This is a genomic window from Pseudomonas sp. F007 (assembly GCF_057814275.1).
Map to the genome: position 1 here is coordinate 284,250 of NZ_JBVATA010000008.1, position 22,462 is coordinate 306,711.

Annotated in this window: 18 protein-coding genes and 1 pseudogene; 14 read left to right on the forward strand and 5 right to left on the reverse strand. The window is 58.5% G+C overall.

All coding sequences use genetic code 11. The features are described 5' to 3' along the window. Positions 1-39: 39 nt before the first annotated feature. From proX to ACZYR5_RS21480, 4 genes are read left to right on the forward strand one after another with little or no spacing between them, the layout of a single operon-like run. Positions 40-1,059, forward strand: coding sequence for a glycine betaine/L-proline ABC transporter substrate-binding protein ProX (gene proX, locus ACZYR5_RS21465; protein WP_489091443.1), 1,020 nt, complete (start codon positions 40-42; stop codon positions 1,057-1,059). Positions 1,060-1,112: 53 nt separating this feature from the next. Beyond that, positions 1,113-1,922: a maleate cis-trans isomerase family protein gene (locus ACZYR5_RS21470; RefSeq protein ID WP_489091444.1), complete on the forward strand. Its 810-nt coding sequence runs from the start codon at positions 1,113-1,115 to the stop codon at positions 1,920-1,922. A gap of 45 nt (positions 1,923-1,967) precedes the next feature. Then, positions 1,968-3,158: a Rid family hydrolase gene (locus ACZYR5_RS21475; protein ID WP_489091445.1), complete on the forward strand. Its 1,191-nt coding sequence runs from the start codon at positions 1,968-1,970 to the stop codon at positions 3,156-3,158. Further along, on the forward strand, positions 3,155-4,300 hold the full coding sequence (locus ACZYR5_RS21480; protein ID WP_489091446.1) for a M14 family metallopeptidase: 1,146 nt from the start codon (positions 3,155-3,157) through the stop codon (positions 4,298-4,300). The genes ACZYR5_RS21475 and ACZYR5_RS21480 overlap by 4 nt, the downstream gene beginning before the upstream one ends. 892 nt (positions 4,301-5,192) lie before the next feature. Here the strand turns inward: ACZYR5_RS21480 and ACZYR5_RS21485 are convergent. Then, on the reverse strand, positions 5,193-5,849 hold the full coding sequence (locus tag ACZYR5_RS21485; protein ID WP_489091578.1) for a glutathione S-transferase: 657 nt from the start codon (positions 5,847-5,849) through the stop codon (positions 5,193-5,195). Positions 5,850-6,030: 181 nt separating this feature from the next. On the opposite strand from ACZYR5_RS21485, the gene ACZYR5_RS21490 reads away from it, so the two are divergent. From ACZYR5_RS21490 to ACZYR5_RS21500, 3 genes are all read left to right on the forward strand, one after another. Beyond that, positions 6,031-6,603: a TetR/AcrR family transcriptional regulator gene (locus tag ACZYR5_RS21490; RefSeq protein WP_489091447.1), complete on the forward strand. Its 573-nt coding sequence runs from the start codon at positions 6,031-6,033 to the stop codon at positions 6,601-6,603. A 199-nt stretch (positions 6,604-6,802) separates the two neighbouring features. Continuing rightward, entirely contained in the window at positions 6,803-6,988 is a 186-nt protein-coding gene (locus ACZYR5_RS21495) for a PLD nuclease N-terminal domain-containing protein (RefSeq protein WP_489091448.1), read from the forward strand. Positions 6,989-7,052: 64 nt separating this feature from the next. After that, on the forward strand, positions 7,053-8,630 hold the full coding sequence (locus tag ACZYR5_RS21500; RefSeq protein ID WP_489091449.1) for an EAL domain-containing protein: 1,578 nt from the start codon (positions 7,053-7,055) through the stop codon (positions 8,628-8,630). Between the two features lie 45 nt (positions 8,631-8,675). Here the strand turns inward: ACZYR5_RS21500 and ACZYR5_RS21505 are convergent. Further along, positions 8,676-9,543, reverse strand: a pseudogene (locus ACZYR5_RS21505) (TonB-dependent receptor); the annotation flags it as partial. Positions 9,544-9,730: 187 nt separating this feature from the next. On the opposite strand from ACZYR5_RS21505, the gene ACZYR5_RS21510 reads away from it, so the two are divergent. From ACZYR5_RS21510 to ACZYR5_RS21525, 4 genes are read left to right on the forward strand one after another with little or no spacing between them, the layout of a single operon-like run. After that, the gene (locus ACZYR5_RS21510; RefSeq protein WP_489091450.1) at positions 9,731-12,322 is read left to right on the forward strand and encodes a hypothetical protein; all 2,592 of its coding nucleotides are present in this window, start codon (positions 9,731-9,733) and stop codon (positions 12,320-12,322) included. Between the two features lies 1 nt (position 12,323). Continuing rightward, complete coding sequence (locus ACZYR5_RS21515; protein WP_489091451.1) at positions 12,324-12,740, forward strand: lysozyme inhibitor LprI family protein; 417 nt, start codon at positions 12,324-12,326, stop codon at positions 12,738-12,740. Between the two features lie 39 nt (positions 12,741-12,779). Then, entirely contained in the window at positions 12,780-13,655 is an 876-nt protein-coding gene (locus tag ACZYR5_RS21520) for a hypothetical protein (protein ID WP_489091452.1), read from the forward strand. Beyond that, the gene (locus ACZYR5_RS21525; RefSeq protein WP_489091453.1) at positions 13,652-14,062 is read left to right on the forward strand and encodes a hypothetical protein; all 411 of its coding nucleotides are present in this window, start codon (positions 13,652-13,654) and stop codon (positions 14,060-14,062) included. Before ACZYR5_RS21520 ends, ACZYR5_RS21525 begins: the two co-directional genes overlap by 4 nt. Positions 14,063-14,306: 244 nt before the next feature. Here the strand turns inward: ACZYR5_RS21525 and ACZYR5_RS21530 are convergent, their stop codons facing one another. From ACZYR5_RS21530 to ACZYR5_RS21540, 3 genes are all read right to left on the reverse strand, one after another. Then, positions 14,307-16,697 carry a TonB-dependent siderophore receptor gene (locus ACZYR5_RS21530; RefSeq protein ID WP_489091454.1) on the reverse strand — a complete coding sequence of 797 codons (2,391 nt, stop codon included), beginning with the start codon at positions 16,695-16,697 and terminating at the stop codon, positions 14,307-14,309. Between the two features lie 121 nt (positions 16,698-16,818). Next, positions 16,819-17,787, reverse strand: coding sequence for a FecR domain-containing protein (locus ACZYR5_RS21535; protein WP_489091455.1), 969 nt, complete (start codon positions 17,785-17,787; stop codon positions 16,819-16,821). Continuing rightward, entirely contained in the window at positions 17,774-18,295 is a 522-nt protein-coding gene (locus ACZYR5_RS21540; protein WP_489091579.1) for a sigma-70 family RNA polymerase sigma factor, read from the reverse strand. The genes ACZYR5_RS21535 and ACZYR5_RS21540 overlap by 14 nt, the downstream gene beginning before the upstream one ends. 307 nt (positions 18,296-18,602) lie before the next feature. On the opposite strand from ACZYR5_RS21540, the gene ACZYR5_RS21545 reads away from it, so the two are divergent. The 3 genes from ACZYR5_RS21545 to ACZYR5_RS21555 all read left to right on the forward strand — a co-directional run bounded on the left by ACZYR5_RS21545 (position 18,603) and on the right by ACZYR5_RS21555 (position 22,451). Further along, a complete protein-coding gene (locus ACZYR5_RS21545) occupies positions 18,603-19,880 on the forward strand; it encodes a cystathionine gamma-synthase family protein (RefSeq protein ID WP_489091456.1) in 1,278 nt (425 codons plus the stop codon). A gap of 142 nt (positions 19,881-20,022) precedes the next feature. After that, positions 20,023-21,435 carry an amino acid permease gene (locus ACZYR5_RS21550; RefSeq protein ID WP_489091457.1) on the forward strand — a complete coding sequence of 471 codons (1,413 nt, stop codon included), beginning with the start codon at positions 20,023-20,025 and terminating at the stop codon, positions 21,433-21,435. Between the two features lie 125 nt (positions 21,436-21,560). Then, positions 21,561-22,451: a LysR substrate-binding domain-containing protein gene (locus ACZYR5_RS21555; RefSeq protein ID WP_489091458.1), complete on the forward strand. Its 891-nt coding sequence runs from the start codon at positions 21,561-21,563 to the stop codon at positions 22,449-22,451. Positions 22,452-22,462: the final 11 nt, after the last annotated feature.

Here is a 22,462-nt window from a genome sequence, read left to right on the forward strand (position 1 = left end):
CTTTGCGCCAGACCCAGGTTTTTCAACGGAGTATTCACAATGAAATGCCATAAATTTTCAAAGCGTCTGTTGATGGTTTCGCTGTTCGCAGCCATCGCTTCTACTTCTCTGGCCGGTGTCGCGCAGGAGATGCAGCCGGGCAAGGGCGTGGTCGTGATCCCTGCGAAAAGTACCGATCAAGGTGTGTCGTTTCAGAATCAGTTGGTGGTGCATGGCTTGAAAGACTTGGGCTACGACGTCAAGGAGGCCAAGGAAGTGGAATACGCCACGGCACACATCGCCATTGCCAATGGTGACGCTACCTTCCTGGCTGGCAGTTGGGAGCCTCTGCACAATGACTTCTACGAGAAGTCCGGCGGCGATGCGAAGCTGGTGCGTTCGGGCAGTTTGTCGGCTAATGCCCAGCAGGGTTACCTGATCGACAAGAAGACCGCTGACCAGTACCACATCACTAACATCGATCAGCTCAAGGACCCTTCGATCGCTAAGCTTTTCGATACCGACGGTGATGGCAAGGCCGACCTGACCGGGTGCACGCCGGGATGGGCCTGCGAAAAAATTATCGAGAACCTGCTCAAAAGCACCGGCTTGCAGGCAACGGTCAGCCAGAAGACCGGTGCCTATTCGGCGCTGATGGCCGATGTGATTGCGCGGTACAAAGAGGGCAAGCCGGTCCTCTATTACACCTGGACCCCTTATTACGTCAGCGCCTTGCTGGTGCCGAACAAGGACGTGGTCTGGCTGGAGGTGCCGGCGCCCGCTGGCGAGCCACAGCCCGCCGGCAAATATTATGGCTATGCCGTCAACACCCAACACGTGGTGGCGAACAAGGACTTTGTCGAAGCGAATCCGGCGGCAGGCAAGTTCTTCCAGTTGGTGAACATCGACGTGAATGACATCAACGCGCAGAACAACCGCCTGTTCAGTGGCGAGAAAACGCCGGCTGATATCGAGCGTCATGTCACCCTGTGGATTAAGGCCCATCAGAAGATCTACAACGATTGGCTGGCGGCGGCCCGCAGCGCCGGCGAAAAACCGTCCTTACAGGCGGGGCAGTAAGCCTGGGCCAAAACTGAACACGTTTTCTCCTCCTCGATTGGGATACCGACTCGATGAAACCATTGAGCAGCACAAGCCAAGCACAACAGGCCTTGCAGCAGGGTGAGTGGCCATTGGCGCCGTCGCCATGCCTGCGACAGGGGCCGATTCACTCGCCAGCCATTGGTTTGCTGGAATTGTCGGTCGAAGTAGTGATGGCCGCGGAGTTGCTGGCGTTCTGTCCGGCCGAGGCTTCGCTCTACACCGGGCGCATGGCGTTCAGCGGCGAGACTACCATCGAGGGCTTGAGCGCCGTCGCCAACAACATTACCAGCGCCGCGGCGCTCTTGCCCGACGCACAATGGATGCATGCAATCGTCTATGGCTGTACATCCGGCACCATTGTGCTGGGGCAGGACAGGGTGGCCGAAATGATCCATCGAGTGCGGCCTGATGTGCCCGTCGTCACACCGATCGGTGCGGTGCTCAAGGCGCTGCGAGCACTGGATCTTGGCAGGTTGGCCGTGATCACCCCTTACGTACCGTCGATCAATCGGCTGGTGGCGCAGACGCTTGATTCAGCTGGCGTTGAGATTGTCGGTGCCCGGACCTTTGGTCAGCGCGATGCCGAGGACATGTTCCGTACCCCCGCCCAGGCCTTCCTCGACGTCGCGCTGGCGGCAGACAGTCCGGACGCCGATGGAATTTTCATTTCCTGTACCGGCATCTGTGTCAGTCCGATCATCGAAGAACTAGAACGGCGCACAGGTAAGCCGGTGGTGACCAGTAATCAGGCGATTGCCTGGCAATGCCGCGAAATCGCCGGTGCTTCCCAGTCAGCTAATGACATGGGCGTGTTGTTCCAGCAAAGACTGGTCGACTGATTCATCCAATGGAGGACAACCTTCAGCCTTTTGAGGTGGCAGCACTTGGGTGATGCCGCACGGGCAAGGTTGCGCCTTTTTTGCCTTCTCCCGGCCTTCAATAACTCGAGTTTCAAGCTGATGAACAATCAATCCAGTCAGTACCGTTTACCGTTCGGCTCGTTGTGGAAGATGAAAATCGAGCATCCCTATTCCTTGCTGGTTCAGGACGACGGATTTGCATGGACCTGCGGCCAGTGTCCGCTCGACGAATTCGGCCAGGTGGCCCACGAAAACGATTTGCTCGCGCAGACCCGGCATGTCGTGCAGTCGATCCGGATCATCCTGTCCAAAGCCAGGTTGCAAACGCCGGTGGTGGGCAAGCTGGTGGTGTATTACGTCGAGCAAAGTATCGAATCCGAGCAGGAGATGGTGGCGCTTCTGCAACAGGCGTTCGGCACAGACGTCATCATCCAGCCCATCGCGGTGCCATATTTCTACTACAGCGGCATGCTAATTGAAGTCGATGTGCATGCCGCCGAGTCTCGACACTTCCTGCGCAGCACCGTGATAGAGAAGGCGGGGCTTGAAATTCGAATCACGGATTTCGACCAGATGGTCTGGGTCAATGTTGTTGCTCAGGTGGGTGAAGGGCACGCTCAAGAAGTGCGTGCCGGCCAACTGGTCGAAGCCCTGGCGGCTGTAGATCTCGGGGCCGATGAACTGCTGGCAGATCATTGGTTCATCTGCCCGGACCGAGCCGAATCTGCGCTCGATGCATTCGTTGAAAAAGGTCTGGTGACCGATCCGGGGGGCGCGGCCATTACCCGCTTGCCGGCGGGCACAGCGCTGGTGGGAGAACTGACCTTCGCCCATCGTTCAGGCAGCCAGCGCAACTCAGTGTTCAGTGTCCGTCGTGTAGGCGATCTGACGCTGACGCTACGGCAGAAAGGTCATTTTTTCTGGGCCGGGGTCCGGATTAGCAATAGAGCCATGGCTCTGCCGGAGCAGACCCGCAAGGCGATGATCGCTTTGAACAATGCCCTGCTAGGCCATGGCTTGAGCTTTGATCATGTGTGCAAGGTCACGACTCATTACGTGGGCAGCAGCAGCCCGGCTGACCTGCATGACAATATGACCGTTCGCAATGCCTATTACTCCCAGCCTGGGCCAGCTTCGACGGGGTTGCCGGTTGAGGCCCTGAGGGATTCGCAAAGTCTGGTCAGCATCGATGTGCTCGGGAGATTCGTGCGATGAGCCGCTCGATCACCAGGAAAACAATCGCCCTTCCCGCACTCTCCCCGGGCTGTACCCAGCAACTGACGGTGTATTCCTTCGGGGCGGCGATCTCAGGCAAAAGTATCTACCTACAGGCGGGCTTGCACGCTGATGAGCACCCCGGGCTTCTGGTGCTGCAGCATCTGCTGGTTCAGTTAAAGGCATTGGACGAACTGGGCAAAATCAGCGGCCAGGTGACCGTCATCCCTTACGCCAATCCACTGGGCATGGCGCAGCGCTTGTTCGATAGCGTGCTGGGCCGATTCGATCTGGCGAACGGGGAAAACTTCAATCGCAACTTCCCTGACTGCAGCCGCTTTGTAAATCAGCAAATCGAAGCAGGAATCAGGCTTACGAGTGAGCAATGGAAGGACTGTGTTGCCTCGCACCTCGCCTCGCTGCGGCCTTTGACCCCAGCGGCGACCCTGAAGCTTGAGCTGATGAAAATGGCGATGCAGCATGACATTGTGCTGGATCTGCACTGCGACGTTGATTGCGTGGCCCATCTCTATGCCTCACAGGCTCAAGAGCTGCAGGCGCTCAGGTTGGCGAGCGCGATGAACATCCCGTTTGCCTTGCTGGAACCTGACGATATGGGCGGACAAGCGTTTGAGAACGCTGTTTGCAGCACTTGGCGCGAGCTTGAAATCAACAACGCCATTACCTCAGGCGCACGCGGATTTTCGGCGACGGTGGAACTGCGGGGCAAGACTGAAATCAGCGACCACATTGCGCAGGCGGATGCGGCAGGACTGCTGGATTTTATGGCCGAGGAAGGCATCATCGTTGATTTTGAACCCGCAGCTGCAGAGGGTCCAAGGACCAGTGCGCAAACCTTTCCACTAGTAGCCGCCTCTCACATTCCGTGCCCGGCGGCAGGCATTGTGGTCTATGAAAAAAGCCTGGGCGAGATGGTCAGAAAAGGTGATGTCATTGCTCAGGTGGTGCATCTGGACAGCGAAAACATCGGTGAGCGCAGCCTTGTCCGTAGTGATACCGATGGCATACTCATCGTTCGCCAAGCGCCTGGACTGATGCGCTCCGGGCAACGGTTGGCATTAATAGCCAGCGGCACTGTGCCGGTGTATCAAGACAGCAACCGCTCCTTGTTGGACGCATAATCCTTTGGTGATCGCCAGTAGCATCGCATCGACGACCATTAAGGCAGCACAGCGCCATGGATCGACAAGCGCAGTTCCTCTTGCGCCTACCTGATAATGCGGTCGGCAATTCTCTCGCCAAAAATTGACGCCACCGCAGATTCGTCGGCCGCGGTGGCCACGGTGGTGTAAGACAGCGCAAGCGAGCCCCATAGAACTGCGCGCGCGAAGGGCTGCTTCTGGCCGATTTCTGCCATTCACCACTGTCAGCTTTGGGGCGATTCATGCACTTCATGAAAGGCAGAAATCGACCCACCACGGTCGTCCCACTGAAAGACCCAGAGCTGCATCGAAACCCAGGTGAACGCGAATCGTGCCGTTTGCGGTGAAATCGAGATCAAGGGGGGCGCAGCTTGTACTCCTGGCTCAAGCCGCCCTAGCCATAGGCACTGGCGCGGCAGTCGATCACATGAATGTTTGAGTGCGGATGTTCATTGCCTATTTCCGTGGCCAACAGTTTGAAAACCTCATGCTGGTAACGTGCTTTCTGCGCCTTGGTATTGGTTTCATTCGTAATCGTGACCTCCGGACGGAAAGAGTGGCGTCTGTGTTCGATTAGTGAGCGCTGTCGATGAACTACTGTTCGCGCCCTTGTTACCTGCGCGTGCCGGCGAATCTCATTTGATCGGCGCCGTACGAGAAATGCTTGCCAGCAAATTGGGCGGATGATCGAGCAATCGCTCAAAGGGAAACGCCGCGTTCATGAGTAATGAGGGTGGCCATGAAACAGGTTGCTTCTGACCAGATAGCTGCCTGTCACCCTCCTGTCCAAAAGGTAGTCGAAGCACCGTACTGATTCTGAGCGCAATTGCATCTGCCCGCCCGGACCCGGGAGGGCAGATGTGCCTTTGCTTCAGTTTTGCGGCGCGCCGCGTTCTACCATCGCTCGCCACTCTTGAACGCTCGGCCTTTGTTGCATGCGCACATGCCACGCTCGCAACGCTGCACATTCGTCCGGTACAGGGAGCTTGACCAGAGAGGCGAAAATCATGCCGCCCAAAACTGCGATATCGGCCATGGTGAAGCTGTCGCCTGCAACGAACGGTTGATTGTGCAGAACGCTGTCAAAGTAGTGCATGCCGCGGACCGCCTTGTCGCGCATGCGATTGCCCCATTCGGGGTTCTGGTAAAGCTCGACCTGCGGGCCAAGCCCCGGAGTGGCGTGATGAAAGTAGACGCTGACCGCGTCGAGAAACTCGATTTCGGCACGCTTGGTCATCATGTGGATGAGCCCCTTCGTCACCGGGGTTCGCCCGGTAAGGGTGGGATTGCCATCCAGGGTGTCCAAATACTGGGTAATAGCCGTGCACTCGGCAATGAGCGTGCCGTCACTCAACTCCAACACCGGTAACGTTCCGGAATAGTTGATGGCCAGAAACGCTGGGGTCTTGTGTTGCCCTGTCCACAGATTCACCGATTTGAACTCGACGTGTGGGAGCAGGCCTTTTTCAGCCAATGCAATGCGCACGCGAGCAGGGTAAGGGCCATCAAACCAATCGTGGATTGTCATCGTGGGTAATGTAGAGGTTTCGGACTGCGCGTTTGAATAGGTCATTTCATAATCTACCTGTCAGTTGGTAGGTATACGATGCGCTCACGTTTTCGGGCTGTCAATCCCTACCTGTCAGTTGGCAGATTTGTGTGTCCGGGCGTATAATTCGTCCCTCGACTGATCAGCAAGGAGTTCAAGCGTGAGCGAAAACGCGCGTGAGGCCATCCTGGCGGCTGCAAAAACAGCGGCGCAGCGGCACGGTTACAACGGCATCAACTTTCGAAGCATCGGCGAAGTGGTGGGGATCAAGAACGCGAGCATTTATTACCATTTTTCCAGCAAGGCCGACCTGGGTGCCGCAGTCGCCGCACGATACTGGCAGGACACGGCTGGCGTTCTGGAATCGATACGCGAGTCGAATCCCGATCCCATCCGTTGCCTGGAACGCTACCCGTCAATCTTCCGAACATCCCTGGAGGACGGCAACCGCCTCTGCCTCTCCAGCTTTATGGCGGCGGAATACGAAGACTTGCCCGAGGAGGTCAAGCGCGAAGTCACGGCGTTTGCAGACGCTAATGTGAACTGGCTGACGCAGGTGCTGAGTGATGTCGGAATGGGCAGCGCGGAAAACTGTGGTCGACGCGCTCGGGCGATTTACACCGCCGTTGCCGGGGCTCAATTGATTGCCCGTACCCGGCTCGATATTGGTCTGTTCGACGATCTGATCCTGAGCTACCGGGAAGCGGGACTGATCCCGACCCGGCAGCCCTGACACCCTCAGGGTAGATTCACCGACTTCAGCCTGTCTTGAAGGGCTGAAACCGACCCAAGGCGGCCTTCCAAGGTTGCCCATCGTCGGCCCGCAGCACTCGCTCGACCCGCTGAAAATGCTCCACTGAAGCAACTTTCGCCTTGCTCAGCGGAGCATTTTGCCTATTCTCAGCTTCAGTCCATCGCATCGGAGTGTTTCCATGGGTTCGTTCCTGTACGACCTTGTCGCTTTTGCCATTTTTGTCGCCGATATCTGGGCGATCATTCAAGTCGTGAAAAGCAGTGCTGAAGTCCCGAAGAAAGTGCTCTGGGTCGCACTGATTGCATTGCTTCCGGTGATCGGCCTGATCATCTGGGCCATCGCTGGCCCTCGGGCCAAAGCCTGATAGGGGGCAGTCATAACCGGCGTGGCAATGATCTTTAGGCGTGATAGCCGTGAAGGAGCGAACTGTGGGTAAACGGCAACTGGTCTCGCTGACTTTTTGCTTGCTCTTCCTGATCGTCTTCGGGCCGTTAAGTCTCAGTGTCTATATCTCGAGCGTGCAGGCGCAGAAGTTAGTGCTTTCAGAAATGAAGGAGTTCACCGCCCGAACCTTGATTCGCACGGATCTTGTCCTGGAGCAAGCCAAACTGGCACTGGAAAACATGCAGCAGTTTGCAGGTGAGGACTGCAGCCCGGAGCATTTGTTGAAGCTGCGCCAAGTCACCTTCGAAAACCGGTATGTTCAGGAGATTCTGTTCGTCGACGGTAAAAAAGTTCGCTGCTCCTCAATGCGGGCAGAGGGCGGGGACCTGGCGATACAGGCACCGGACGCCACAGGGCCGAATGGTTTTTCCATCTGGTATCAGGCGGGGAATGATCTAGGTGTCGAAAAGCCAATGACTCACCTCAGGCTCGGACGGTACGTTGTGGTCATCGATTCGATTTCCTTCATTGATATCGTTCCGCGAGATTCCAGGATCCAGTTGGGCGTAATTGATCTGAACAACCAAAAGGTCGTCGCGGCCTGGCCTGAAACAAACCCCGCATTGCTGGCGATGGCGCTAGCCAAAGGGCGAGACAACTTTATCGAGGATAAGCAGTTTTTCGATGTCCAGCACTCGCCGCAATTCCCGATTGCCGTGGTTGCCTATACGCCGCTCGACGCACAAAGCACTGCGTGGCGAGGGCAGTTGCTGATCTGGTTGCCGCTGGGGGTGCTGATCAGTGCATTGGGCGTCTGGGTGTTGCTGACGCTGCATCGGCGTTTCTCGTCGCCTAAATACCAAATGCAGGAGGCCATTCGTTTACGTCAGTTCCAGGTCCACTTCCAACCCATTGTCGATTTATCCAGTGGGCGCTGTGTGGGCGCTGAAGCACTCATGCGCTGGCAAATGCCTGACGGGCATTATGTCGCCCCCGACCTGTTCATTCAGTTGGCTGAATCCCTGGAGTTGATACAGCCACTCACGGATCTGCTGATTGAGCTGGTGTTCAGTGAGATGGGCGATTTTCTGGCTGCCCATCCCGACCTCTACATCTCTATCAATCTGTCCGCGCAAGATATGCAAAGCCTGCGCGTCCCGCCATTATTGAACGACTATGTCACCCGCTATAAGGTCTTGCCCAAGCAGCTGTGTATCGAGGCTACGGAGCGCGGCTTCATGGATGCTGAGCAGACACGGCCAGTCATCGAAGCTTTGCGCAGTGCGGGACACCCGGTTTATATCGACGATTTCGGGACGGGCTATTCGAGCCTTTCGCTTCTGGAAAATCTGCAGGTCGATGCGTTGAAAATCGACAAAATATTTGTCGATACATTGGCCACTGATTCGGCCACCTCGAAAGTTGCGCTGCATATCATCAACATGGCTCACAGCCTTGGGCTTTATATGATTGCGGAGGGCATCGAGCTGCCCGCTCAAGCGGACTATTTGCGTGAACATGGCGTTCAGTTCGGTCAGGGTTGGATGTTCCATAAAGCGATGCCGGCGGCCGCCTACATTGAATATTGCCGTCAGCAGGCTACTGACTCGGTGACGCACTAATCCTGCCGCGCCCGCCAAACAGCGGGCACTGCCTGTAACCGATCCTTACCAGTTATAACTCACCTTCGCCGTAATCTCCCGTCCCGGGTTGTAGTAGTTCGCCGTCCCCGACCCCACCACATGCTGTTCATCCAGCAAATTACTCACATTCACCGCCAAGTCAGTTCCCTTGGCGATCTGGTAGTTGAAGGCAGCATCAAACAGGGTAGTGCCATCACTCTTGCTGGTGTTCTCGGCATTCATGTAATAAGCCCCGACATACCGCGCCCCCAGGCCAATGCTGACGTCGGTGCCTGGCACATCGTAGTAGCTCCACAGCGACGCCGAGTGCTTGGGTGCGGTGGTGAATTCGTTGCCTTTGAGCGAGCTGCCGTCGTACAGGGTGCCGCGCAGGACTTCGGATTCCATGTAGGAGTAGCCGCCGATCAGGCTGAGGTCCTGGGTGATTTGCGCCTTGGCTTCGAGGTCGAGGCCGCGGACTCGGGATTCGCCGACGGTTTGCTGTTCGATGATGCCGCTGGGCAGGACCACGGCGATGGTGACGTTTTCCTGGGTCAGGTCGTAGACGGCGGCGGAGAACAGGGCGTCCATGGCCATTGGCGAGTATTTCACGCCGACCTCGTACTGGCGGCCGGTCTGGGGTGTCACGCCGACCTGGGGCGGGGAGACGGATTCGACCATGCTGACGTAGGTCGAGACTTCGTCGTTGACGATGTAGGTCAGCGCGCCGCGGTAGGAGGTTTCCGAGAAGTTGTCTTTTCCTTGGATTGCAGGCCCTTGCTGGTCAGGTCCATGGAGTCGTTGCGCATGCCTGCGGTGGAGCTTTCCTAGTCGACGAATAGAGATATTCGACACCCACCAGGCTGCTGCTGTCGATGTTCTCGAGGCGGGCATCGTATTGCAGCATCAGGTTCCAGATCGATCCTACACGCTTCTGGGAATCATCTGATTCCATCAGTTATCACCTTCGTGAAAGCCTTCCAGCGCTTGAACGAGGGTAGGAAAAGTTCTCCTTGCGCCCTTGAACAAGCACAAATCCGTGCCCTGAACCCCACGGATTCCCTGCCTGATTCTTCGTAAAACTAGGAGCGACACTCAGCATGGCCAGTTGGCTTTCTTTCTTTTTCGGCCTCCCCGATGTGCCCAAGAGGGCGCCCACACAACGGCCAAAACCGCGAATCCTGCCCATCCGCGACAACGGCCTCAACCCCAAGCTGCCCGACACGCCCAAGCTGACCCCGCTGAAAAACTGGAGCCACCCGTTCAAGGACAGCCGTGACCCGCTGCAGCAACTGACCCACATGGCCAAGGCCGCCGCCGGTTATTACCCGCTCGGGCGCAACGGCATGTTCCATGGCGGCGTGCATTTCGACGGCGGCACCGCCGGCACCCTGGATCAGTCCAGCGTGCATTGTCTGGCGGACGGTGAAGTGGTGGCCTACCGCGTCGACAGCCGCTCGCCCACCACCCGCTATTTCGTCGAGGGCATCACCGTTGACGTGCCTTTCTCGCGCAATTTCGTGCTGGTGCGCCACCACCTGCAGGCGCCGCACATCACCGGCAGCCCGGACGTACCGCCGAGCCTGACCTTCTACAGCTTGTATTTGCACCTGCAGGATTGGGCGCTGTATCAGGACAATCGCGCGCAAGCGCGGCCACCGTTCTGGCCGCAAAGCTCGATCCGCCGCGTCAAGCAGACGGCCAACGATGGTCGCCCCGGCCACCCCGAAGAGACTGGCCTGAACGTGCGCAACGCCGACTATCAGGGCAAGGTCCTCGACCTGTTGCCGCGCGGCACCGAGGTGGTGGTCAGCGGAAAAGGCCGTTACCGCAAGCTGGAAAATCGCCTCGGCCCAAGCGCACTGCTCGACGCCGACGGCGCATTGCTGGGCTACATCGCCGCCAGCCTGCTGCGCCCGGAGGCTGACGGCGAGCACCGCATTGTCTCCTCGCGAGAGCGGGTCAATGTGCGCGCCGAGCCGGATATTCACAGCGAGATCCTGCTGGAGTTGCCCACCGGCACCGTGCTCACCGTCAGCGGCGAAGGCGATTTCCGCAAGCTGGAGCGGGTCAATCAGTACCTGTACTTCGCCGACCTGGAAAGCGAACCCGCGCCGCAAGCGGTCGATCAAATCGTCGTGCTGGAGCAACCGGTACCGATCAAGGCCGGCGCCCTGATCGGCCATATCGGCGACTATCAGGACGGCTACGTCGAACGCCCGGAGCAGCGACTGCACCTTGAAGTCTTCAGTGGCGATGACATCGACCTGTACTTCGAAACCAGTCGTGCCTGGGCCCAGCGCTTGCCCGCCAAAGAAAAAACCTGGCTGAAACTGGCCAAGGGCACCGCCGTCGTGCCCCATCGCGACGATGTCACCGGGCCGCTGCTCAGAACCTGGAGCGAAACCAGCCCGCTCAGCGACGCCGACCTGCTGATCCCGCGAAGCCTGCTGGACGGCTTGCCCGCCGAGAAAAAATTCCACGTGCCCGGCCGCGATGGCCGCAACGACCGGCGCTGGTACCGCCTCGACGGCCTGCTGCACGACGCCGAGCAAAACCTGCTCAACGGCTGGGTTTGCGAAGAAGCCGGCGTCACCCCGACCGTCAGCCCCTGGGCCTGGGAAGGCTACGACGTACTTTTCGACTACAGCACCCCACGCCACAACACCGCCTCGTTCTTCAGCGTCATCGGCGAATTCACCGAAGCCCAATGCCAACGCTTCAAACCCCTGGCCGACACCGACAACGCCGGCCCGATGAAACAACGCCTGTACGACATCATCGACCGCAACCGCGACGGCCATATCACCGGCGACGAACTGCAAGCCGCGCTGCAACTGCCGGCTCATGCGCAGGCTATTTCACAGATGGTTTTGCGCAAGGAAAGCGAGTGGTTTTACACCCGGGAGAAGTGGGATGGGGTGGATGAACTGATGGGGCACTGCGGGTCAACGCCGGAGTTGAACTGGGTGGCGGAGAAACAGCGGATTGAGCAACTTGGGTGGTGGAGTGAGGTGGCGGAAAGGGTGGGGTTGCCGAGTTGGGGGAGGCCTTATCACTTTCATCCAATTGGGTTGGTCGGGGCATTCACTACTAAGGAGAAATCAATAAACTTCCCCGGTATGATTACTTATAATGCGGAAGGTAATGATATCCCAAACTCAATGCACTACAGCAAGGTAATACATTGGCCTGGCAATGATCTTTCTGGAGTTACTTTGGGGCGCGGGTATGATATGGGTAGTAGAACTGAAAGCGAAATCTATACACATATGACACAGGCTGGAATTGCCGGTGAGAAAGCTCTATTAATTTCTTCGGCTCATGGGCTGAAGGGCGGTGGTGCTAGAGAATTCGTAATAAAAAACAAAATTCTGATTGGGGCGATAACAGAAGGGCAGCAGATATCGTTGTTTAATGCAATATATCCAGCATGCGTTAAGCGTGCTATCTCTATTTACGATAAGTGGACTTCAGGTCAAGTTGGCAAAGTAGATTGGGATGATCTCGATCCAATCATTCGTGACGTGCTGGTTGACTTTGTTTATCAAGGGTTTACTGCCGGACCTAATCCTATGAGGTCTGGGATGCACAATAACAAGTTGGAAATGATCACCTACATTGAAAGCACCCCTGCAATCTATCAGTACGAACCCGGGCGCCAACGAGCTAAATATTTGAGAGGTAAATAATATGATCGTCATCTCGCATAAACCCATATTTTTTGTTGTGGCTTGTTCCATCGGTGTTGGATGTTTTGCAGCACCATCAAATGTCGATAAATGTCCCGCCGAGTCATTGGACAGTCAAGGGATATATCAATGCTCCAAGGAGGTTTTTAATCAGGCGGACGGAAAGCTTAATGTTGCATACAAGGAGTTGATTTCAAAAATCTCCTCTGATTACAAGGCTGACCCGTCATTGGGGTCAAAATTAAAGTCTCATTTAACAAAGTCCCAGCGCGCTTGGATTTTGCTGCGAGATGAAAACTGTGCTATCGAGAGTTTTGTCACTCCGCACGGAACAATAGCATTTGAAATCACTAAAAACTTTTGTATCGCCCGAGAAAGCAATGTGAGGACCGAATATCTTAGGAACTTAACGTGGTAATTCTTCTCTGGACCAGCAGTCTGATGCAGCTTCCAGCCCATGGTCCTGCGCGAGGAAATTGAATGGTTTTACACCCGGGAGAAGTGGGATGGGGTGGATGAGCTGATGGGGTACTGCGGGTCGACGCTGGAGTTGAACTGGGTGGCGGAGAAACAGCGGATCGAGCAGCTTGGGTGGTGGAGTGAGGTGGCGGAGAGGGTGGGGTTGCCGAGTTGGGGGAGGCCTTATCACTTTCATCCGATTGGGTTGGTCGGGGCATTTTCAACTTTAAATGACGATAATGATCTTCGTTGGCTGAACGTGCCATTTGGACAGCTTACCTTCGATGTAGAAGGTAATGATCACGAAGATTCGTCACATGCCGGACATCGATTTTTTAGTCGAAAGATTCACTGGCCCGGCGGCGCTTCGGGCATAACTATTGGACGAGGGTATGATTTGGGGCAGCGACCTTCACCGCAGGAGGACTTGCAGTCCGCAGGAATAACTGAGCCATTATTGAGTTGGCTGGTTGGCGCCAAAGGACTCAAAGGCCAGGCAGCGATGATCTATTTTGAAAGTGCCGACAACGAAATAAAGAGTGCTGTCATATCGCGCAAGCAGCAGTATGATTTTTTTATTCCTATCTATGAGTTCATGAAGTCGGAAGTTTTGCGAATCTCACGAAAGGTGGATGTTGAAAGAAAATATGGCAATGTAGATTGGGAGGTGTTGGATGCAAAAATTCAGGATGTGGTCGTAGATATAATTTATCGTGGCGACTATACCGGAAGCACTAGGGAGATAATTCAATCATATATTGCTGATAATGATCTTGCTGGTTTTTCTTCAGTTATATGTGAGCAAAAAAATTGGCTCTCAGTGCCAGCAGACAGGTTTTCAAGAAGATCTCGATATGTAAGGGGGCTGAGATGAGCGTTTTTCTTGGTGTTCTGTTTTTAGTGGTAGCATCGTTTGTTTTTTCGCAAGTTAGCGCTGCCGACTACTCAAATGCGTCTGAAATTAATTCAGGCAGAAGCGGTGATGTGCCGGTGCGATATATCAAATCATTTAATGATCAGTGCCTAATGGTCGAAGTGCTCGATGTCAAGCGCGAGGTTGAGGTGCTAGATAGGCTTAATCTATGTAGCTTTGAAGGTAAAGACTTCTCGACTGAGTACGCTGATGTTGGATTCCAAGATTTATCTTTTGGACAAGACGGACTTCAATTTGTACTAAGCATAACGCCATTGGAGTCCACTGGAGAGCAGTTAAGGAGGTGCGTTGTGCCGATAAAAGGAAAAGTTCTCGGAAGCTTTAAGTGCTTTGAGCGACTTAAATAATTGGCGCTTTTTTACGTGAGCTGGCATGGGCAGTTGTTTTAATATTTATCAGTGCGGACCGAAGTGGCGACCAGGTTGTTGCTGGGGGAAGTAACGGGTCGCGGTGTGCAAAAAAAGCCATGCTGTTTTCCAATTGCGTGCTGAATTGACGTAACTGTTATGTCGCACCATCACGTGGGCAATACTCCTTTATAACTCGTGGTGACCGCTAAACAGCGGGCACCACTTTTTTCCGTAAAAATCCCTACCAGTTATAACTCACCTTCGCCGTAATCTCCCGCCCCGGGTTGTAGTAGTTCGCCGTCCCCGACCCCACCACATGCTGCTCATCCAGCAAGTTACTCACGTTCACCGCCAGATCCGTCCCTTTGGCAATCTTGTAGTTGAAAGCAGCATCAAACAGGGTGGTCCCATCAGTTTCGCTGGTGTTCTGCGCATTCATGTAATAAGCCCCGACATAACGCGCCCCCAGGCCAACGCTGACGTCGGTGCCCGGCACATCGTAGTAGCTCCAAAGTGACGCCGAGTGCTTGGGTGCGGTGGTGAATTCGTTGCCTTTGAGCGAGCTGCCGTCGTACAGGGTGCCGCGCAGGACTTCCGATTCCATGTAGGAGTAGCCGCCGATCAGGCTGAGCTCCTGGGTGATTTGCGCCTTGGCTCCGAGGTCGAGGCCGCGGACGCGGGATTCGCCGACGGTTTGCTGTTCGATGATGCCGCTGGGCAGGACCACGGCGATGGTGACGTTTTCCTGGGTCAGGTCGTAGACGGCGGCGGAGAACAGGGCGTCCATGGTCATTGGCGAATATTTCACGCCAACTTCGTACTGGCGGCCGGTCTGTGGGGTGACGCCGACCTGGGGCGGGGAGACGGATTCGACCATGCTGACGTAGGTCGAGACTTCGTCATTGACGATGTAGGTCAGCGCGCCGCGGTAGGAGGTTTCCGAGAAGTTGTCTTTTTCCCTGGATTGCAGGCCCTTGCTGGTCAGGTCCATGGAGTCGTTGCGCATGCCGCCGGTGACGATGAAGCGCTCGTAGAACGACAGGTTCTGCTGCAGGAATACCGCCTTGGTGGTGGCGTCGCGCTTGTTCACGGCGTAGGGCGTGAGATCCCGTGAAACGCCGGTGAACACCGGGTTGGCGATGTCGATTGGGGCCGTCAGGGCGTAGAACGAACTTTCCTTGGTCGACGAATCGAGGTACTCGACGCCCACCAGGCTGCTGCTGTCGATGTTCTCGAAGCGGGCATCGTATTGCAGCATCAGGTTGCCGTTGAACTGGTCGGCTTCGCTGTCGGTTCCGAACAGATAACGGTCAACCGTGGTGCCGACACGGGTCGGGCTGTCGCTCAGGTACACGTAGCCGAAATCATCGGTCAGGGTGCTGTAGCGCATGTTGCTGCGCAGCACGAAGCCGTTGTCGAAGTCGTGGGTGACGTTGCCGCTGAGGTTGGTGCGTTCTACGTCGTGGAAGTTGTAGCTGGGCTCACCGAAGAAATCGCTGCGGTCGTATTCCTTGTCCAGCGGGTAGCCGCCGCTGTTGGGCGAGCTCTGGGTTTTCAGGTAGTCGAGGACCAGGGTTGCCGAGGTGTAATCGGTGGGTGCCCAGGTCAGGCCGCCCATGAACAGCTGGTTGTCGTCCTGGGAGTGGTCGTACTCGCGGTCGCTGTTCTGGCCCTTGGCGGTAAAGCGCCCGGCCACGGTTTTCTCGTCGTTCAGCGCGTCGCCGACATCGATGCCGGTCTCGACATGGTTGAAGGAGCCGTAGGTCACGTAGCCGTGGCCAAACTGCTCGAAGCGCGGCTGCTTGGTGACGAAGTTGACCGATCCGCCTGGGTCGGCCGGGCCGAACAGGGTGGAGTTGGCGCCCCGCAGGATTTCGATGCGCTCGTAGGCGAACGGGTCTTCGCGCACGCCGCGCATCGAGCTCAGGGTCAGGCCGTCACGGTAGGTGGTGGCCTGGAAGCCGCGAATCTGGAAGTAGTCGTTGCGGTCGTCCGAACCGTAGAAGTCACTGATCACGCCGGGGGTGTATTGCAGCGCCTCTTCGGTGGTGCTGACGCTGCGCTGCTGCATTTCCTTGTTGGTCACCACCGACACCGAGGCGGGGGTGTTGAGGATGCTGGTGGCGACTTTGCCGCCGACCCAGAGCTCCTTGGCGACCACCGATTGGTCGTCGTCATCGGCGCCGGAGCGAACCTTGGCATTGATGATCACGGGCCCGAGGCGGTAGTCCTCGACGTCGGTGGCGTCCAGCTCCAGCGGGCCGGCCGTGGCGGGGCGCGGGGTCAGCAGGTAGGCATTCGGGCCTTGCTGCTCGAACTGCAATTCGCTGCCCTGCAGCAACGCGGACAGGGCGGACGCGGTGTCGAGGCTGCCGTTGACCCCTTTAGTGGTGCGATTGGCCACGCTCGCCGCGTCAAAGGACAGGCTGATGCCGGCCTCGCGGGCAAAGCGGTCAAGCGCCGGCGCCAGTGGGCCGGGTGCGATGTTCCACTGCTGGACCTGGCTGCTGTGTCCGGCGCTCGAGGGTTGCGCCAGTGACGGCAGGGCGTAGCTGCCGACGAACAGACCGAGGATCGCGGCCTGCAGGGCACGACTCAATGGGTGGCGCTGTGGAACCGGGGACAAACGCATTTTCTCGCTCCGAGGAAGGGTGTTGGCTGACTGGCCTGTGTTCCGGCCTTCCTTACAGGTCGAACGAGAATGCGAAAGCCCCTCATTATATTTTGCAAATATATGCAGAGGGTGGCGGGACTCAGCTGGGGGCGGTCAAGGTCACCCAGTAGCGGGTCCGGTAATCGATCTGCAAGCGCAGGGATTGGGCGAGCAGGGTCAGTACCTGATCGTTGTCGGCCAGTTGGAAGGTGCCGGACACACGGCGCTCGGCAACCTCGTCGGCGCAGCGCAGGACCCCGGGGCGATAGCGCGACAATTCGGCGATGAAATCCGCGAGGCGCATATTGCGTGCGCTGATCACGCCGTCGCTCCAGCCCCAGGGGTCGAGGCCGTTGTCCTTGAGGTCACGGCTGCCATCTGAGGTGAACAGCAGTTGATTCGTGGCCTGGACGGGGGGCTGACCCGCCCCGGGAAAGACCGTCGCGGCGCCGCCCTGAACCGCCAGCAGGGTGCCGTCGTCACGCTCGCGGGCCAGCAGGCGGCTGCCCTGGGCACGAATCAGCCCGTCGCGGGTTTGCACCCAGAGCGGGCGGGCTAAAGCCGCCTGTTGATCAGCGCCGACATCGACGATGATTTCACCTCGACGCAGAATGATCAGTCGCCGCTGCGGGGTGAAATCGCTGTCGATGGCGCTGTCGCTGTTGAGCTGGACCTGGCTGCCGTCATCGAACTGGAAACGGCGTTGTTCGCCGGTGTCGCTGCGCTGCTCGGCCAGCATGGCGGGCAGGGGGGTGTAATCGCGGCCGAGCCAGGCTGCGCCGCCGACAGTGGCGAACAGGGCCAGCAGCTTCAGGCCTTCGCGGCGACCCATGCCCTGGTGGCTGCCATCGAGGGTTTGCCGGGCCAATTGCGCGGGGATGCCGGTGAAGTCGTCGCCGAGGGATGCCACGCGCTGCCACGCCAGTTGATGTTCGGGGTGCTGTTGCAGCCAGTGCTGGAAATCGCCCTGGGTTTGCTCATCGGCCTGGTTGAAACGCAGGTGCACCAGCCAGTCGATGGCCTGGTCGACCACTGCTGGGGCCAGCGTCTGCGGCTCACGCATCGACATAGCGCAGGCGATAGCAGTGTTGCAGGGCCTTGGCCAGGTCGCGCTCCACCGTCGACACGGAAACACCGAGTTGTTCGGCGATTTGCGCGCAGGTCAGGCCCTCGAGCTGGGCCAGGAGGAACGCCTGGCGCACCCGCGGCTTGAGGGCATCGAGCATGCGATCGATGCGCTCAAGGGCATCGAGGATCAGCATCCGGCTTTCTTCGCAAGGAACGTCCTGGCGCGGCAGCAGCGCGACACTCTCCAGGTAGGCCCGCTCGAGTTCGCGTCGGCGGTACTGGTCGATCATCAGCCCGCGGGCAATGCTGCTCAGGTAGGCACGGGGTTCGCGCAAGGGGCTGGCCTGGCGGGTTTTGAGCAGGCGGACAAAGGTGTCCTGCACCAGGTCCGCGGCGCGGTCGTGGCATCCGGTGCGTCGGCTCAGCCAGCCGTGCAGCCACGAATGGTGGGTGCGGTAGAGCAACCCGAGGTCTGCAGTAGCGGGGGAATCGTTGCTGACCATCGGCATCCCGGAAAGTACATGATTGATAATTAATCTCATTCTACTCAAGGGATGGGGTTGCAGGCAAATGGGCTGTGGGGTAGGGCTTTCAGGGGCTTTGGGTGTTGGATTTTAGGGCCTGTTCGCTGGCAAGCCAGCTCCTACAGGGGGGTTGCAAGCGCAACAGGGTTTTGTGGTGATGCTCCGAGTCATTAAAAAACCCGCCCCTCAGACCACAGATCCATCGTTTCACCCCCCGCGCGCATTTCCCTATATTGCCCCCCATACCCGGCGAGTGACTCAACGCTTGCCGTCTTCAATGCGAGAAGTCTTCATGAATAAAAAAACGGACAACGCAGGGCTGCCGAATGCCGGTGCGGGGACTCGGGTGGTGTGGGGTGGCGAGCAGGTGCGCCATCCGTATAACGCGACGCAGACGCCGATCGTTGCCAGTGCGGCCTACGGCTACGACGACATCGATCACTGGTACGACGTGGCGCTGGGCAAGGAGCCCGGTTTTATCTACAGCCGCATGAGTAATCCGACCGTAGAAGTGCTGGAAGCGAAGATTTGCGAGCTGGAGCAAGCTGCGTCGGCGGTGGCGTTCAGCACGGGCATGGCAGCGATCAGCAGCGTGCTTTACACCTTTCTGATGCACGGCGACCGAGTGGTTTCGACCCGTGACAGCTACGGCGGCACCAATAAAATTTTCGAGGAGTTCCTGCCGCGCATGGGCGTGGCGGTGACCTTGTGCGAGACCTTCGATCACGCGCAGATCGAGGCCGAGATCGCCAAGGGCTGCAAGGTGCTGTACCTGGAAACCCCGACCAACCCGACCCTGAAGATTCTCGATATCCAGCGTCTGGTGACGGCGGCCAAACGCGTCGGCGCGCTGGTGGTGGCGGACAATACCTTCGCCACGCCGCTGAACCAGAACCCGCTGGCGCTGGGCGTGGACGTGGTGATTCACAGCGCGACCAAATTCCTCAGCGGCCACGGCGATGTGCTCGGTGGCCTGGTCTGCGGCAGCGAAACGCTGATGGCCGAGGTGCGGCATTACCGGGAAATCAACGGCGCGGCCCTCGATCCGTTCTCGGCGTTCATGATTATTCGCGGGATGAAAACCCTGGTGCTGCGTATGCGTCAGCAGCAGCACAGCGCGCGCGCCCTGGCGGACTTCCTGTGCACCGAGTCGCTGGTGGAATCGGTGAATTATCCGGGGCTGCCGAGCCATCCGAACCACACGATCGCCTGCGCGCAGATGCGCGGTTTCGGCGCCATCGTCAGCTTCGTGCTGGTGGGTGGCATGGACACGGTCAAGCTGCTGCTGCCGCGTCTGCGTTATGCCCATTGCGCGGGCAACCTCGGTGCGGTGGAAACCATCTACGGCCCGGCGCGCACCACCAGTCACGTCGAGAACACCCTGGAGGAGCGTCAGGCCCTGGGGATTTCCGAAGGTCTGGTGCGGGTCTCGGTCGGCATCGAAGACACCGACGACCTGCTCGAAGACCTGCAGCAGGCCTTTGCCTTTGTTCGCCGCTTGCGCGAATCGCAAGCGGCGGCCGTCACCCGGTCCGCCGTCCAGCAGCCTTGCCCCGAGACCGCAGGCTGACCCCGGCGTCCCCCATCCCACGGCACCTTGCGCCGTGGGACTTCATGAAGAGCGATAACAATAAAACGTAGCGGCGACCTGTTTTTCCTCTGCCAGGTAACTCGCGCAGACGCGTGCCCTCACTACTTTCATGAGAACAACCATGTCCAGACAAGAACAACAAACTCATCCGCGTTCCGGATTCAAGCAAGAAATGCAGACCCGGCATATCGTCATGCTCGCCCTCGGCGGCGTGATCGGCACCGGGCTGTTCCTCACCTCCGGCTACACCGTCAACCAGGCCGGGCCGATGGGCGCGGTGATCGCCTACATCATCGGCGCGCTGATGGTCTACATGGTGATGATGTGCCTCGGCGAACTGGCGGTGCAGATGCCCGAGACCGGCTCCTTCAGCACCTACGCCACCCGCTTCCTCGGCCCTGGCACCGGCTACACCGTGGCCTGGCTCTACTGGCTGACCTGGACCGTAGCCATCGGTTCGGAATTCACCGCCGCCGGGATCCTCATGACCCGCTGGTTCCCCGACACCCCGGTGTGGATCTGGAGTGCGATGTTCGCTTGCGTGGTGTTCCTCACCAACGTGATCTCGGTGCGACTGTTTGCCGAAACCGAGTTCTGGTTGTCGTTGATCAAGGTGGTGACGGTGATCGTGTTCCTGATGATCGGCGGCGGGGCGATTCTCGGCCTGTTGAACATCGAACAGGCGCACAGCATTGGCCTCGGCAACTTCACCCGCGAAGGGCTGTTCCCCACCGGCTTCATGCCGATTGCCATGACCCTGCTGGCGGTGGCCTTTGCCTTCTCCGGCACCGAGCTGATCGGCATTGCCGCCGGTGAAACCAAGGACCCACAGCGCAACGTGCCACGGGCGATCCGCACCACCGTGCTGCGCCTGGCGATCTTCTTTGTCGGCACCATCTTTGTCCTCGCGACCCTGTTGCCCCGTGAGCAGGCGGGTCTGGTGGAGAGTCCGTTCGTGACGGTGTTCACTTATATCGGCATTCCGTACTCGGCGGACATCATGAACTTCGTGATCATCACCGCGCTGTTGTCGGCGGCCAACTCCGGTCTGTACGCCGCCTCGCGGATGCTCTGGACCCTCAGCGACCAGGGCCACTTGCCCAAGCAGTTCTCGGCCCTGACCCGCATGGGTACACCGCTGAACGCGATTATCGTCAGCATGGCCGGTGGTGCGGCGTCCCTGCTCAGCAGTGTGTTTGCCGCCGACACCATCTACCTGGCGCTGGTGTCGATTTCCGGTCTCGCGGTGGTCGTGGTGTGGATGAGCATCGCCGCCAGCCAGATCGCCTTTCGCCGACACTACGTGGCCAACGGCGGTGACATCAACGACTTGAAGTTCCGCGTCCGTGGCTATCCATGGGTGCCGCTGGGCGCGCTGGTGTGCTGCAGCCTGGCCTGCGTCGGCATCGGCTTCGACCCCGAACAGCGCGTCGCCCTGTACTTCGGCGTGCCTTTCATCGCCTGGTGCTACTTCGTGTATTACATTACCCGCAAAAGTCGCGAGCGCCGCTTGTCCCTGGCCCCGGCGGCCTAGGCAACGCGCCCCAACCCGGTATGGCGCCGAACCCTGTGGGAGCGAGCCTGCTCGCGATGATCGTCAACGATGACGCTGGCATCCTGATTGCTCGCTCCCACAACTACCGCCCCGAGCCCCAACCCATGAAACAAAAACCGCTCCCCCCACTCAACTGGCTACGCGCCTTCGAGGTCTCGGCCCGCAACCTCAACTTCACCCACGCCGCTGACGAGCTGTTCCTGACCCAGGGCGCGGTCAGCCAGCAGATCCGCCAACTGGAAAGCCACCTCGGCGTCGCGCTGTTCAAGCGCCTCGCCCGGGGCCTGGCGCTGACCGAGGAAGGCCAGGCCTACCTGCCGGTGGTGCAGGACGCGATCACACGGCTGGCGGTGGGCACCAACGAGATTTTCGGCCAGCACCAGCGGCGGCCGATCAAGGTGCGCGGCAGTCTGTCGTTCTTCGTGCACTGGCTGGCGCCGAAGCTGGTGAGCTTCCAGCAGGCCCATCCGCAGGTGGATATCCGCTACATCAGCAACATCTGGGTCAAGGAGCTGGACGGCGAAGACGACATGGAGATTCGCTGGGGGCACGGGCAGTGGCCGGGCCTGGTGGCGCAGCGCCTGACCTGGGACAGCCTGGTGCCGGTCTGCTCGCCGGCGCTGATGGCTCGTTCGCCGATCAAGGAGCCCAGCGATGTGGCCCAGCATCGGCTGCTGCACGTGCTGGGCTACGAAGAGGGCTGGGGCTACTGGGCGAATATGGTCGGTGCCCAGGGGGTCGACCCGTCGAGCGGCATGCAGTTTGACACCCTGATTTCCACTTTGCGCATGGCCGAGCTGGGGCAGGGGATTGCCCTGGCGCGTTCGTCGATGGTGGTCGAGTTGCTGCGCGAAGGACGGCTGGTCGAGCCGTTCCAGCAGCGCATCGAGGCCAGCGAATCGTTTTACCTGGTGCGCGGGGCTGGCGCCGACCAGCATCCCGACGCCGTGATGTTTGCCACCTGGTTGGTCGAGCAGGCCCACCGCTTCAAATAAATGGCCGGAGC

Excerpts from the sequence above, each read along its gene's own strand:
- proX (WP_489091443.1), top strand. The coding sequence starts at position 40 with ATGAAATGCCATAAATTTTCAAAGCGTCTGTTGATGGTTTCGCTGTTC.
- ACZYR5_RS21470 (WP_489091444.1), top strand. The coding sequence starts at position 1,113 with ATGAAACCATTGAGCAGCACAAGCCAAGCACAACAGGCCTTGCAGCAG.
- ACZYR5_RS21480 (WP_489091446.1), top strand. The coding sequence starts at position 3,155 with ATGAGCCGCTCGATCACCAGGAAAACAATCGCCCTTCCCGCACTCTCC.
- ACZYR5_RS21485 (WP_489091578.1), bottom strand. The coding sequence starts at position 5,849 with ATGACAATCCACGATTGGTTTGATGGCCCTTACCCTGCTCGCGTGCGC.
- ACZYR5_RS21495 (WP_489091448.1), top strand. The coding sequence starts at position 6,803 with ATGGGTTCGTTCCTGTACGACCTTGTCGCTTTTGCCATTTTTGTCGCC.
- ACZYR5_RS21510 (WP_489091450.1), top strand. The coding sequence starts at position 9,731 with ATGGCCAGTTGGCTTTCTTTCTTTTTCGGCCTCCCCGATGTGCCCAAG.
- ACZYR5_RS21515 (WP_489091451.1), top strand. The coding sequence starts at position 12,324 with ATGATCGTCATCTCGCATAAACCCATATTTTTTGTTGTGGCTTGTTCC.
- ACZYR5_RS21520 (WP_489091452.1), top strand. The coding sequence starts at position 12,780 with ATGGTCCTGCGCGAGGAAATTGAATGGTTTTACACCCGGGAGAAGTGG.
- ACZYR5_RS21525 (WP_489091453.1), top strand. The coding sequence starts at position 13,652 with ATGAGCGTTTTTCTTGGTGTTCTGTTTTTAGTGGTAGCATCGTTTGTT.
- ACZYR5_RS21530 (WP_489091454.1), bottom strand. The coding sequence starts at position 16,697 with ATGCGTTTGTCCCCGGTTCCACAGCGCCACCCATTGAGTCGTGCCCTG.
- ACZYR5_RS21535 (WP_489091455.1), bottom strand. The coding sequence starts at position 17,787 with ATGTCGATGCGTGAGCCGCAGACGCTGGCCCCAGCAGTGGTCGACCAG.
- ACZYR5_RS21540 (WP_489091579.1), bottom strand. The coding sequence starts at position 18,295 with ATGCCGATGGTCAGCAACGATTCCCCCGCTACTGCAGACCTCGGGTTG.
- ACZYR5_RS21545 (WP_489091456.1), top strand. The coding sequence starts at position 18,603 with ATGAATAAAAAAACGGACAACGCAGGGCTGCCGAATGCCGGTGCGGGG.
- ACZYR5_RS21550 (WP_489091457.1), top strand. The coding sequence starts at position 20,023 with ATGTCCAGACAAGAACAACAAACTCATCCGCGTTCCGGATTCAAGCAA.
- ACZYR5_RS21555 (WP_489091458.1), top strand. The coding sequence starts at position 21,561 with ATGAAACAAAAACCGCTCCCCCCACTCAACTGGCTACGCGCCTTCGAG.